Raw genomic sequence first — 12,489 nt, 5'->3', positions numbered from 1 at the left:
AATTTATATGGCTTTATTTTAAATATTTATTGCAATTATCTAGATAAAAATGTATATTAATACATAATTTCGAATGATCCAAGACAAGGAGTGAAACCAATGAGTCATCTTTTTCCTAATTACAGCCGTTTGCCCATCGATATCCAGCAAGGCAGCGGGAGCTATGTCGTAGATTCGCAAGGGAACCAATATTTAGATTTAACGAGCGGTATCGGGGTTGTCAATCTCGGTTATGGACATCCCAAAGTGCAAGCCGCTTTGATGACACAAGCAGAGCAGATTTGGCATGTGCCGAATTTATATGACAGCCAACTACAAGAAGAAGTTGCCCAAAAGCTGACCCAAAACCAAAAGAACGTATCAGACGAGCCGTATCTGGCCTATTTTTGTAATAGCGGCGCTGAGGCGAACGAAGCAGCTTTAAAGCTGGCTCGCAAAGCGACTGGCCGTAGCAAAGTCATCAGTTTTGAACAATCTTTCCACGGTCGGACCTTTGGCGCGATGTCTTTGACTGGGCAAAGCAGTATTCACGATGGGTTTGGTCCGCTGGTACCAGAGATGGTGTATGTACCCTTTAATGACCTTGAGGCATTGCAAGCCGTTTTAGATGAGCAGACGGCAGCCGTGTTTTTAGAATTGATCCAAGGCGAAGGCGGCGTGATCCCTGCTGAGGTGGCATGGGTCCAAGCCGTGGCAGCCCTTTGTCAGGAGCAGGGAGCACTGCTAGTGGTGGATGAGATCCAAACCGGGATGGGACGGACAGGAACGCTGTTTGCGTTTGAAGGATACGGCATTGAACCTGATCTTTTTACCGTAGCCAAAGGGCTTGGTAACGGGATCCCTGTCGGAGCGATGCTAGGCAAAAGTCATTTGCAAACGGCTTTTGGACCAGGTAGTCACGGTTCGACCTTTGGTGGCAATAAATTAGCGATGGCCGCTGCTAGTGCCGTTTGCAGTGTGTTGCAAGAAGAGGACATTCAAGTCAATGTTCAATTGCGCCAGCAGCAGTTTTTCGACGGATTGCAAGGATTATCTAAAGTGCAGGCGATTCGTGGGAAAGGATTGATGATCGGTATCGAATTAGCAGATTCGGAAAGCTTGCAATCCGTGTTGACCCAACTGCGGAAGCAAGGCCTCCTCGCATTAAAGGCGGGAACCAAGGTTTTGCGCTTGCTGCCACCCTTAACGATCTCGCAAGAGGAAACGCAAGCAGCCTTGGCGATTTTACAAGCGATCTTAGCATAATTGTATAAAAATAGATTTTTTGGGCATTTTTTCTTATAAAAACCGAATAACAGCGAGTTTATTTTGAATAGTTTTATAAATAATCATTGACAGAGCGATGGGAGTTTCTTATAATCTTAAGTAAATTCTTTTGAGGAGTGACGTGTTTGAAGGCAGCAATCGTTGGTGTAACAGGGTATACCGGAATTGAATTGATTCGTTTGATCCAGCAGCATCCCCAATTGGAGGTGGGCACCTTGCATAGTCATTCTATGCATGAAAATTCATCAGTTTTGTATCCTCATTTAATTGGACTGACAGAGCGGTTGATCGAACCTTTTGATGCAGAAAAAATCCAAAAGGAAAATCAACTCGTGTTTTTTGCGACTCCTGCTGGAATCAGCAAAGAACTCGCAGCGACTTTTGTCGCAAATGACTTTCCAGTGATTGACCTTTCTGGTGATCTGCGATTGAAGGATCGGGATAGCTATCAAAAATGGTATCACCAAGAAGCTGCCCCTGCCGAGTTGTTGGCACACGCGACCTATTCGCTGCCTGAGTTTGCAACGACTCCTGGCAATTTGATCGCCAATCCAGGCTGTTATGCGACTGCTGCCATTTTAGTGGCTGCGCCGTTGGTTCAGCAAAAACTATTCAGCGGCACGTTGATTTTTGATGGCAAGTCGGGCTTATCGGGTGCTGGTAAGAAATTGACCGACAGCAGTCACTTTGCAACCGCTGCGGATAACATGACGATGTATAAGCCAAATCAGCATCAGCATATTCCCGAGATCATGCAACAGTTTCAACAATGGGATCAGGCAATGCCGCCGATCCAATTTTCTACCAGCTTACTGCCTGTCAAAAGAGGGATCTTTATGACGCTTTATGCGCCTCTCAAAGACGCGATTTCGCAAGAGGACATCTATGAGCAGTACGTAAAAACATATCAAGACCATCCGTTTGTCCGAGTGCAACCGTTAGGAAAGCTGCCCGAGCTGCGGCAAGTGACGGGAACGAATTTTTGTGACATTGGCCTATGTTTCAATCCGCTGACCCAAATGTTGACCGTTGTCGCAGTGATCGATAATTTAGGCAAAGGGGCTGCTGGCCAAGCGATCCAAAACTTCAATCGATGGGCAGGGATACCAGAAACGACCGGTCTTATGCAAGCTCCGTTATACCCATAAAATAGCCAACAGACACGTGAGAATACTCGTGTCAGCCAGTGGACAATCCGCAAAAAGGTGGCAGTAGGAGGAAAGAAAATGAAAGAAATCGAAGGAACGATCGCAACCCCAAAAGGTTTTTTTGCCGACGGTCTGCATTGCGGTCTGAAGAAAGAGAAAGTCGATCTTGGTTGGATCGTCTCTGAAGTGCCAGCCAGTGCTGCGGCAGTCTTTACCACCAATCAAGTACAAGCGGCACCCATTCTCGTTACAAAGGAAAAAATGCAAGCAGGCACCTTGCAAGGCGTGATCGTCAATGCGGGCAATGCCAATGCTTGTACCGGGGAGCAAGGTTTAAAAGATGCACAAGAGATGGCAGAATTGGCAGCAGACCAGCTGCATACGAGTCCCGAAGCCTTTGCGGTAGCCTCCACCGGAATCATTGGCAAGAGCTTACCGATGGAAAAAATCACTGCAGGGATTCAGCAACTAAACAGGCAAGGGGATGCCCACCAATTCCAAAGAGCGATTTTGACGACGGATCTGACTGAAAAAAGCAGTGTCATCCAATCAACAATCGCTGACAAAACGGTGACTGTTGCGGGCTGTGCCAAAGGGTCTGGTATGATCCATCCCAATATGGCTACGATGCTGGCCTTTGTTACGACGGATGCGGCGATCGCTCCAGCACTCTTGCAAGCACTGCTGAAAGAATTGACCGACGTTACCTTCAATCAAATCACGGTCGATGGCGATACATCCACCAATGATATGGTGTTAGTTTTAGCCAACGGGTTAGCCAAAAATCCAACGATCGAAGCTGACACGCCAGCTTATCAGGAGTTTAAAGGGATGCTCAAAGCAGTTCTGACCGCACTAGCCAAAGCAGTTGCGAAGGACGGAGAAGGCGCCAGCAAATTGATCGAAGCTCATACGAGTGGAGCTGTGACCGATGAAGCAGCCCGAATGATCAGCAAAACCATCGTCGGTTCGCCGCTGGTCAAAACAGCCCTCTTTGGCAAAGACCCAAACTGGGGGCGTATCTTATGTGCAGTGGGTTATAGTGGGCAACCCATCGATCCAGCAACGGTATCGATTGCATTAGCCGACATTCCCGTCTTTGTCCAAGGGACACCGGTAGCTTTTGACGAAACCATCATGCAAGAACAGTTGGCGGAAAATGAAGTCAAAGTCGCTGTCGAGCTGAAAGAAGGGGCAGGTGTTGGCACCGCTTGGGGCTGTGATCTGACGTATGACTATGTGAAAATCAACGCACTATATCATACCTGAAAGAAATCAGGTACTAGACAAAAAGGAGCGAGTAGATGGAAACGATCGTAGTAAAAATCGGCGGTGTCGCCTCAGACAATTTAACCCCGTCATTCTTTGAGACGATAGCAGATTGGCAAGCTGCGGGCAAAAAAGTAGTCATCGTCCATGGCGGTGGTCACTACATCTCAGAAATGATGGAGAAAATGGCGTTGACAGTCACGATCAAAGACGGCCTGCGGGTGACCGACCCCCAGACGCTTGAAGTAACTAGAATGGTCCTTTTGGGACAAGTTCAACCGCTGATCACGACCGCTTTCCAGCAAGCTGGGTTCCATGCCGTAGGACTGAATGCTGGCTGTGATCAACTGATTCAAGGAGAAGTCATTGATGAAGAAAAATTAGGACAGGTGGGGAAGGTTCAACAAATCAACGCTGCTTTCCTGCAGCTCTTGACAGAGAAAAAACATGTCCCGATCTTGGCACCGCTAGGAATTACCCCAGAGGGGCAATGGCTGAACATCAATGCCGATGAAGTAGCGTGTCAGGTTGCTGCCAGTTTACAAGCCGAAAAACTATATTTGTTGACGGATGTCCCTGGGATCAAGCAAGAAAGCAAGTGGTTATCGGCTGTTTCTTTTGAAGAGATCCCCCGTTTGATCACCGAAGAAGTAGTCACAGGCGGCATGCTGCCAAAACTAAAAAGTGCGCAGAAAGCCTTGAAAGCAGGGGTAGCTGCCGTTTGTATCACCGATCGAATCGATCGTTTAGGAACCCAGATCCTCGCGGCAAGTCCAGCCGCAGCTGTCTGTAGCTGAAGCCATTAGCAACACCCAAATGCCTCTTCTCTACTCATAAAAATGCAAAATTCTGACTTTTCTGTGCTTTTCTTCTTATTTTCTCTAAAAAAAGAATAAAATAGGTAGGGATTTCATTTGCTAGAATTTCGTTTTATCAGTACAATGAGTACATATGTAAGTAGGGGGAGAAACAATGACAGATTTCTTATTGGGGAGCAGTACGAAGTTGCTGACTGTTGCAATCCGGGTAAAAGACCGCGATCAAGCGATTGCCTTTTATCGGGATGTACTTGGTTTTGAGTTGAAAAGAGAAGAAAATGAATTGGCCATCTTTGGTCTAAAAGGATTAGATAGAGAAGTTTTATGGTTGGAAGAAAGCCCGCGTGCCAACGATCACTTCGGCGAGATCAAAAAAATGCAGCGCATCGTCTTAGCCGTATCCTCATTAGAAGAAGCGGCAACTATCGCGAGCAATGCCCAACAAAAAGCGATTGCTTTCGAAGAAGCTCGTTATGAAGCGAATCAATTAGGCTTTATTATAGCTGATCCAGAAGGGAACAAAATTGAAGTCTTATTTACAGCACCCGCAGGAACTGCGGTACCAAAAGACGAAGCAGAATTGATCAAAGCGGCACCTGCAAAAGCGGCTGGCTTATCAAAAGAAGCTCATTTTGGCAAGCTGTATTTAAACGTCAGTGATCTAGCCAAAGAGCAGCTTTTCTTAGAAGAAAGCTTAGGCTTGAAAACAAAAGAAGCCGAAACGAAGGAATTTATCCTCAATGATGGTGACTTCCAAGTCGGCTTGACTGAAGCACAAGGTGGTACGATCGATTTGCCGACCCATGAGGTGCTTGGCTTAGACTTCTTGAAAATCTCCATCAGTCAAGAAGATATCGATACATTGGAAAAACACTTGTCTGAGAAGAACCAAGAGTTCTTCATCGACAAAAAACGGAAGTTGTTGACGACCTACGATGCGATCGGTATCGAATGGTGGTTTATCGTTAAAAAATAATAGGTTATGAAAGAAAAAGCAGAGAGGCCGATTCTCTGCTTTTTCTTTTCTTTTGTCAAAAAAAGAAACTTTTGTTTTTATTTCGCACGAAAGAGTGCAAAAACCTGTTACATCGATTTGAAGACCAATCATTGAAAAAACGGTAGTTTATCTGTATTAGCAGAGCAGGTCCAATCTTTTTGGCTTTTCTTGTTTTGTTATTTAATAGTTTAGGCGCTAGTTTTAAAACTTAATATAATAGCCATTATGATTCAAAAAACCTAAACATTATATTGAATTGTGGTTATTCTTAATTTATAATAAAAAAGAATCGAGATTCGATGGCTCTGGACGCAGAGATTGTTCGTTGTTTATTTTGTATGCGGTTTCTATTGTGGGTGCGACAAGGTGGAATTGGGAAGACAAGGAGTAGATGTGATGGAAAAAAAGTGGATACAGCGATATTTTGCTCAGTGGGATCTGCAGATGATGGTACTGCCTGCGATCTTACTGGTAGGCATTTTTAGTTATATCCCAATGTACGGGATTTTGATGGCGTTTCAACAGTACAATATTTTTGAAGGTATGACAGGCAGTCCATGGATCGGCTTTGATAATTTTCGGCGCTTTTTTAGTGAACCACGTTTTTGGGAAATTTTACGGAATACCATTATGATCAGTGTGCTAAAGATTGCTATTTGTTTTCCAGCACCGATTTTGTTGGCATTGATGCTTAACGAGGTCAAGAACGTTGCCTTCAAGCGTGTGGTGCAGACGATTACTTATCTCCCACACTTTTTATCATGGGTGATCGTGGCGGGGTTTACGATGTCGATTTTATCGATGGATAACGGTAGCTTAAATATTGCTTTGGAGAGTTTAAACCTGATCGATGAACCAATCAACTTTTTATCGATCCCTCGCTATTTCTGGACGATCATCGTTACGACAAATCTTTGGAAATCGATTGGCTTTGGCTCGATCGTCTATATGGCAGCCATTGCTGGGATCGATCCGCAACTGTACGAAGCAGCATCACTAGATGGCGCAACGAAATTTCAGCAAGTCTTTTTGATCACTCTGCCTTCGATCGTTCCAATCATTACGATTTTTCTCATTTTGGAGATCGGCAACTTATTGAATGCGGGCTTTGAAGATTTGCTTTTACTGGGGAGCAATCCAGCTCTTAGAAATGTGGCGGATGTCATTGATACCTATGTGTATCGGGTAGGGATCAGCAACTCTCAATATTCATACGCAACAGCTGTTGGTTTGTTCAAAGCAGTCATTAGTGTCACTCTTTTGAGCGGAGCAAACTTTTTCGCACGCAAAGTGGGTCACAGCTTATGGTAATCAGCAGAGGAGGAAATGAACAATGAAGAAAAATTGGGGCGACCAAGCGATGATGATTTTTATTTACCTCTTCTTGATAACGCTTGCATTCTTGACGTTTTATCCCTTCTGGAATTCGCTGGTGATTTCCTTTAATTCTGGACGTGACACGGTGACTGGTGGGATCACGTTTTGGCCAAGAGAATTCACGTTGGAAAACTATCAGATCGTCTTTCAAGATCAGCGCTTGATGAATGCCTTTTTCATCAGTGTCTTACGGACAGTGATCGGGACGTTTGCATCGATCATGCTGACAGCGATGGCAGCATATGGAATGTCAAAAAGAGAACTGATGGGGCGAAAATTTATTACGATTTTTTTCATCCTCACGATGTTCTTCAGCGGCGGCTTGATTCCAACTTTTTTAGTGGTACGTTCACTTGGACTGATGGATTCTTTTTGGGTAATGATCATTCCTGGTCTGATCAGTGTTTGGAATATGATCATCTTCCGTACGTTCTTTCAGCAACTGCCGAAAGGATTGGAGGATTCAGCGAAAATTGATGGTTGTGGGTATTGGGGCACGTTTTTCCGAATCATTTTGCCGTTATCAGGTCCAGTCATTGCCACTTTGTCGCTATTTACCGCCGTTGGGCATTGGAATGATTGGTTTATGCCAAGCATCTACATTACTTCAGATCATCTCATTCCCTTGCAGACCTTTTTGCAACGAGTCTTGAATTCGAATACGGTGAGTTCGCAAATGAGTCAAATCGATTCTGGCTCAGCAGCACGTTTGGCGGAAATGACTGGTGTCACTGGCAAGTCCTTATCAATGGCAATTATGATGGTGGCGACTTTGCCGATCGTAATGGTTTATCCGTTTGTCCAAAAGTATTTTGTAAAAGGTGTATTGATTGGTTCGTTGAAAGATTAGCAGAGCAGGAGGAACTCTCTTGATTAGAGGGGAGAAGGAACGAAACGTTGAAAGGGGATAAAAGAATGAAAGCAAAGGTATTAAAAAGCGTGCTGTCAGTGACTGCGATGAGTCTCTTACTGGCTGCTTGCGGCAGTGAGTCAGGGACAAAAGAAAGTGATGGGGCGGCAGCGAATGACCGTGACAGTTCGGAGGTCTTTGAATTAGGTAGTGAACCGTTGGAGATCACGATGTTTGGTAATTATGATTGGTACACGATGGATCGTTGGGGAGATGATCCAGCAACTGCTGCTATCAAAGAACTGACCAAGGTAGACATTCGTGCAATCGATGGTGGCGGGAATGCAGCACAGCGGCTAAGCACAATGATCGCTGGCGATGATCTACCTGATTTTATTTGGCTTGATCGAGGGTCGGATGTGGAACGGCTGCGAGAAGCGGGTGCCTTAGTGCCATTTGATGATTACTTGGATAAGTATCCAAACTTGAAAGAATGGGCGGGAGAAGACATCCTGAACATGCTTCGTTCAGAAGACGGCAAACTTTATCAGTTTCCCAACTGGTATAGCTCGGAGCCTTTCGGGAATGCCGGTTATGTCGTCAATAAAGAGATCCATGATGCTTTAGGTGCGCCAGAATTGAAAACAACAGAGGATCTTTATGAGTATTTGAAAGAAGTTCAAACAGAGTTTCCTGATGTCATTCCATTTGAAACAGATGTCAGCGGACAAGGAATCAATGTCTTGTACTCCGCATTTGCAGAAGGGCGTTCACCAGCAGATATCCGCATTCGCGCTGTTCCTGAAGGCGACGTATTGACCTCGATCTTTGCCAATGAAAACTACGTAGAATCGATTGAATATGCGTCAAGACTGTACCGTGAGCGCTTGATGACCCAAGATACCTTGACCCAAGATGCAGATATGGTGGCAGAAAAAGTAACCAGTGGTCGTGTAGCTGTCTATGCGGCTGCCAGCCCGTCCAACTATGCTCGCGATGCCCATTACATCTTGCAAGAACAAAACCCAGATGCGGGGTATTTCTATATCGAGCCGATTGCAAAACCAGGACTAGATCCTGACAATATTTTCCCAGGTTCCTATGAAATGCTAGGGTGGAATGTCAGTGTCATTACTAGAAATGCAGAAGACCCAGAAAAAGTCTTTGCCTTCTTAGACTGGTTGACAGGACCGTTGGGCCAATCGATCTTGATGTTTGGTCCAGAAGGCCAGTATTGGGATGGCTTTGACGAAGAAGGCTATACGCAATTTACGGATGCCTATGCAGAAGACAGTGCAGGCGTTTCAGAGATTGAGCAAGCAACATCAAGTTTCCAATGGAACGGCAACTCCGCCTTTTTAGACAATACCAAAACAAAATTTGAGTTAAATCTTCCAGAAGATCAAATGAACTGGGCAACGAAATGGCAGCATGCCATCACTTGGGACACGCAAAAAGACGACACGGAATTTGCGGCGATCAACCCGATGCCAGACTCACCAGAAGGAATTATTCAGCAACGGATCAACGATATTTTTGAAGAAGCCAATGCTTCAGCGATCTTTGCTGACAGCGATGAAGAAGTGCGTGCCATCTTTGCTGAGGCGGAAGCCCAAGCACAAGCAGCGGGCTATCAAGAGTTGCTGGATTATCAAACAGAGAAATGGCAGCAAAATCTACAAAACTTAGCCCGCTAGAGGGTAAATCAGCTGATTAGAGAAAGGAGGCGGACTGATGGGAAATGAACGATGGTATCGTTGGTATGGTGCCAGTCAAGCGATAGCTAGTATGTTGCTTTTGAATGGCTACTGGTTACTGTTCAATCTGCCCGTTCTATTGCTAGCTTTGGGGCTGATTTTCCCCAGCTCTCCTCGTCAGTTTCTTTTCTCTTTGGTTGGTTTGATCATTAGTTTTCCTAGCATTCTTTTGCCAGCGACCTTTGCTTTATTTGGGGTCATGCGGCGCTGGTTGTACTATCAAGAACCACGACAGGCCATCGGAGGGACCTTTTGGCGGCTCTATCGGGAAAATTATCGGCGCAGTTTTGCCGCAGGCCTCTTTTTCGGTAGTCTCGCTTTGCTGCTGTTAAGCTCTTATCGCCAAATCGATTCCTTTCAGCTGCCCGTATTGGCTGTCGGTTATTTGTTTTTAAGTATCATTTTACTCGTGTGGTTGCTGTATTTTATCTGCGACAGTGTGCATTTGGCGGCACCCATGCGGCTCGCCTTGATCAAAAGCTTTTTCATCATCTTTTGGGCACCGTTGCAGACACTGATGTTGCTAGGGCTGTTGAGTGGCCTCGCTTTACTGCTCGTCTTGATCAATCCCTTACTCGCGGGATTGATCGTAGGGGGACTAGGTAGCCAATGTGCCTGTTACAGTTATTTGAGAATCATCCAAAAGGCGCAAGCAAAAGCTGCACCAGCTGACGAGTAATCTATGTAACACTGATTAGAAAAAAATCTGAAAACTATCCTTAATGGGTAGTTTTTTTCATTGGAGAAAAGTGCTAAAGTTAGAAGCAAGACAAGCCTGAAAGGAGCGAGTAGGGAGCGATGACAATGTACCCTAAAACAGTACAGCTCATTCAAGAAAAAATGCCGACCGTTTTCCCAGGAGCGGTGCTGCGTTTTATCGCTGGTGAAACCCAAGAGACCCATGTATTCGGACAGGCAGCGCTTCTTCCGAAAACCGAACCTATGACGAAAGATCATTTGTTTGATTTAGCCTCATTGACGAAAGTCGTTTGTACAACGAGTGTTCTGTTAAAATTGTGGGATCAAGGAAAAATCGAAATGGAGGCGCCGCTTACTCGTTGGCTGCCAGCGTTTAAAGACGATCGGGTAACGATCAAGCACTTGCTGACGCATACGGCAGCCATCAACACGTGGATTCCTCATCGAGACCAGTTGGATGCTGCTGCCTTGCGCAAGGCGTATTTGCAGCTTGAAAGCAGTGATACGATCGGTCAAACGGTCAGCTATACGGATACTGGGACGATTTTGCTGGGCTTTTTATTGGAGGAGCTGTATCAAAAACCAGTGACCGAGATTTTTCAAGAAGAAGTCTTGACGCCTTTAGGCATGAAGAACAGCGGCTTTCCGCCTTTTCCTCCTTCACAGCTGCCATTGATCGTGCCTACCCAGCAGCAGCCAGACGGCAGTATCCTTAGAGGAATCACCCATGACCCAAAAGCACGAGTGTTGGGAAACCATGCCGGCAACGCCGGGTTGTTTTCTACCGTGGATGATTTGACGCTGTTCGTTCAACTGTTATTGGCAAATGGTCAGCAGCAAGGTGCGCCGTTTTTCTCAGAAAAAGTGATGCAGGCGCTGGCTCAGAGGCAGACGCCTGAAAGCACAAAGCCCCGCACCTATGGCTGGGACTTATTGGGTGCGCCGTACCAATTATTTCATACAGGCTATACAGGCACGTTTCTCGCAGTAGATATTCCTAACAAAAAAGCGTTTATTTTCTTATCGAATCGGGTCCATCCAGTGGATCATCGAGAAAGCTACTTGGGTCATCGTGACGAAATCCTGCAATGTTACTTAAAAGAATCTGCCGAATAAGCGGATTCATGCTATAATATGCACGAACAACTAGAGAGGGGAACAATTATGGAACCATTGTTTATGAAACCTGTTTTTCAAGAAAAAATTTGGGGCGGCAGTCGCCTGCATTCTGTTTTTGGTTTTGATTTACCGAGTGACAAAATCGGTGAAGATTGGGCGATCAGTGCGCATCCTCATGGGGTGAGCGTCATTGAAAATGGTCCTTTTAAAGGCAAAACATTGGCGGATCTTTGGCAAGACCATCAAGAACTGTTTGGTCATTCAGACGAACCAGTCTTTCCATTATTAATTAAAATTTTAGACGCGGAAGATGATCTATCCGTTCAAGTCCATCCTGATGACACGTATGGGTTAGCCCATGAAGGGGAATTAGGGAAAACGGAATGCTGGTACATCATTGATGCCGAACCAGGTGCGGAAATCATTTATGGCCACCATGCACAAACCAAAGAAGAACTTGCGGAAATGATCGAAGCGGGTCGTTGGGATGATTTGTTAACAAAAGTCCCTGTGAAAAAAGGCGATTTCTTCTATGTGCCAAGTGGAACGATCCATGCCATTGGAAAAGGGATCATGATCTTGGAAACCCAGCAGAGTTCGGATACGACTTATCGGGTGTACGACTATGATCGTACCGATGATCAAGGACAAACTCGGGAGCTGCATATCCAACAATCGATCGATGTGACGACGATTCCTGCACGGACGCCAGAATTATCGATCCGTGAGGTCAAACAAGGACAATCAGCAGTCGTTACCTATCTTGAAACGCCATTTTTTAATGTGTATGAGTGGGAAGTACGTGGAAAATTATCGTTGGCACAAAAGGCCGATTATACCTTGATGACCGTGATCGATGGGTATGGGCATTTGATGATCGACGGTCATTCCTATGAACTAAAAATGGGCACGAGCTGCATTTTGCCAAACCCGATCAAGAAATGGGAATTGGTTGGTGAATTGACTGTCATTGCCTCTGAACCTGGAAAAAAATAAAACGATCAGTAAGTGACGTGAGCCGCACGAGCAAAACAGCACACGTTCCTGATTTTTCGTAAGGCTGAACTCGTTCAGCTGCCTGTCATCATTGGCGATTTTTCCGCTTTTGACTGACAGGTTTTTTCGTATGGACACTCACGATAGACGTCTGAGGAAGATTTGTTATAATGGCAGTAATGAAGGATAGGTG

Annotated in this window: 11 protein-coding genes; all 11 read left to right on the top strand. The window is 45.4% G+C overall.

All coding sequences use genetic code 11. The features are described from left to right. The first annotated feature begins 99 nt into the window (after positions 1–99). The 11 genes from P0G38_RS15300 (at position 100) to manA (ending at position 12,296) form a co-directional block, all read left to right on the top strand. Entirely contained in the window at positions 100–1,245 is a 1,146-nt protein-coding gene (locus P0G38_RS15300; protein ID WP_275852854.1) for an acetylornithine transaminase, read from the top strand. 146 nt (positions 1,246–1,391) lie between these two features. Continuing rightward, entirely contained in the window at positions 1,392–2,414 is a 1,023-nt protein-coding gene (gene argC, locus P0G38_RS15295) for an N-acetyl-gamma-glutamyl-phosphate reductase (RefSeq protein WP_275852851.1), read from the top strand. Between the two features lie 78 nt (positions 2,415–2,492). Continuing rightward, positions 2,493–3,683 (top strand): bifunctional glutamate N-acetyltransferase/amino-acid acetyltransferase ArgJ, encoded by a 1,191-nt coding sequence (argJ, locus tag P0G38_RS15290; RefSeq protein WP_275852848.1) that lies wholly within the window; start codon positions 2,493–2,495, stop codon positions 3,681–3,683. A gap of 35 nt (positions 3,684–3,718) precedes the next feature. Next, entirely contained in the window at positions 3,719–4,480 is a 762-nt protein-coding gene (gene argB, locus P0G38_RS15285; RefSeq protein ID WP_275852845.1) for an acetylglutamate kinase, read from the top strand. A gap of 175 nt (positions 4,481–4,655) precedes the next feature. Continuing rightward, the gene (locus tag P0G38_RS15280; RefSeq protein ID WP_015508862.1) at positions 4,656–5,477 is read left to right on the top strand and encodes a VOC family protein; all 822 of its coding nucleotides are present in this window, start codon (positions 4,656–4,658) and stop codon (positions 5,475–5,477) included. Positions 5,478–5,894: 417 nt separating this feature from the next. After that, positions 5,895–6,809, top strand: a complete 915-nt coding sequence (locus P0G38_RS15275; RefSeq protein WP_050759610.1) for an ABC transporter permease — start codon at positions 5,895–5,897, stop codon at positions 6,807–6,809. 22 nt (positions 6,810–6,831) lie between these two features. Then, entirely contained in the window at positions 6,832–7,725 is an 894-nt protein-coding gene (locus P0G38_RS15270) for a carbohydrate ABC transporter permease (RefSeq protein ID WP_275852839.1), read from the top strand. A 65-nt stretch (positions 7,726–7,790) separates the two neighbouring features. After that, the gene (locus P0G38_RS15265; protein ID WP_005227227.1) at positions 7,791–9,422 is read left to right on the top strand and encodes an extracellular solute-binding protein; all 1,632 of its coding nucleotides are present in this window, start codon (positions 7,791–7,793) and stop codon (positions 9,420–9,422) included. Positions 9,423–9,459: 37 nt separating this feature from the next. Beyond that, positions 9,460–10,161 (top strand): DUF624 domain-containing protein, encoded by a 702-nt coding sequence (locus P0G38_RS15260; protein ID WP_275852835.1) that lies wholly within the window; start codon positions 9,460–9,462, stop codon positions 10,159–10,161. Between the two features lie 119 nt (positions 10,162–10,280). Continuing rightward, positions 10,281–11,297, top strand: coding sequence for a serine hydrolase domain-containing protein (locus tag P0G38_RS15255; protein ID WP_275852832.1), 1,017 nt, complete (start codon positions 10,281–10,283; stop codon positions 11,295–11,297). Between the two features lie 45 nt (positions 11,298–11,342). Next, complete coding sequence (manA, locus tag P0G38_RS15250) at positions 11,343–12,296, top strand: mannose-6-phosphate isomerase, class I (protein WP_170920124.1); 954 nt, start codon at positions 11,343–11,345, stop codon at positions 12,294–12,296. Positions 12,297–12,489: the final 193 nt, after the last annotated feature.

This window comes from Enterococcus casseliflavus (genome assembly GCF_029215545.1).
GTDB lineage: Bacteria > Bacillota > Bacilli > Lactobacillales > Enterococcaceae > Enterococcus_D > Enterococcus_D casseliflavus.
The sequence above is the reverse complement of the archived record's forward strand: the minus strand, read 5'-3'. Positions and strand labels throughout refer to the sequence as shown.

What these genes read in the sequence shown, in the direction of transcription:
- P0G38_RS15265 (WP_005227227.1), top strand. Translation starts at nt 7,791, where the DNA reads ATGAAAGCAAAGGTATTAAAAAGCGTGCTGTCAGTGACTGCGATGAGT.
- argJ (WP_275852848.1), top strand. Translation starts at nt 2,493, where the DNA reads ATGAAAGAAATCGAAGGAACGATCGCAACCCCAAAAGGTTTTTTTGCC.
- P0G38_RS15300 (WP_275852854.1), top strand. Translation starts at nt 100, where the DNA reads ATGAGTCATCTTTTTCCTAATTACAGCCGTTTGCCCATCGATATCCAG.
- P0G38_RS15255 (WP_275852832.1), top strand. Translation starts at nt 10,281, where the DNA reads ATGACAATGTACCCTAAAACAGTACAGCTCATTCAAGAAAAAATGCCG.
- P0G38_RS15280 (WP_015508862.1), top strand. Translation starts at nt 4,656, where the DNA reads ATGACAGATTTCTTATTGGGGAGCAGTACGAAGTTGCTGACTGTTGCA.
- P0G38_RS15260 (WP_275852835.1), top strand. Translation starts at nt 9,460, where the DNA reads ATGGGAAATGAACGATGGTATCGTTGGTATGGTGCCAGTCAAGCGATA.
- argB (WP_275852845.1), top strand. Translation starts at nt 3,719, where the DNA reads ATGGAAACGATCGTAGTAAAAATCGGCGGTGTCGCCTCAGACAATTTA.
- P0G38_RS15270 (WP_275852839.1), top strand. Translation starts at nt 6,832, where the DNA reads ATGAAGAAAAATTGGGGCGACCAAGCGATGATGATTTTTATTTACCTC.
- P0G38_RS15275 (WP_050759610.1), top strand. Translation starts at nt 5,895, where the DNA reads ATGGAAAAAAAGTGGATACAGCGATATTTTGCTCAGTGGGATCTGCAG.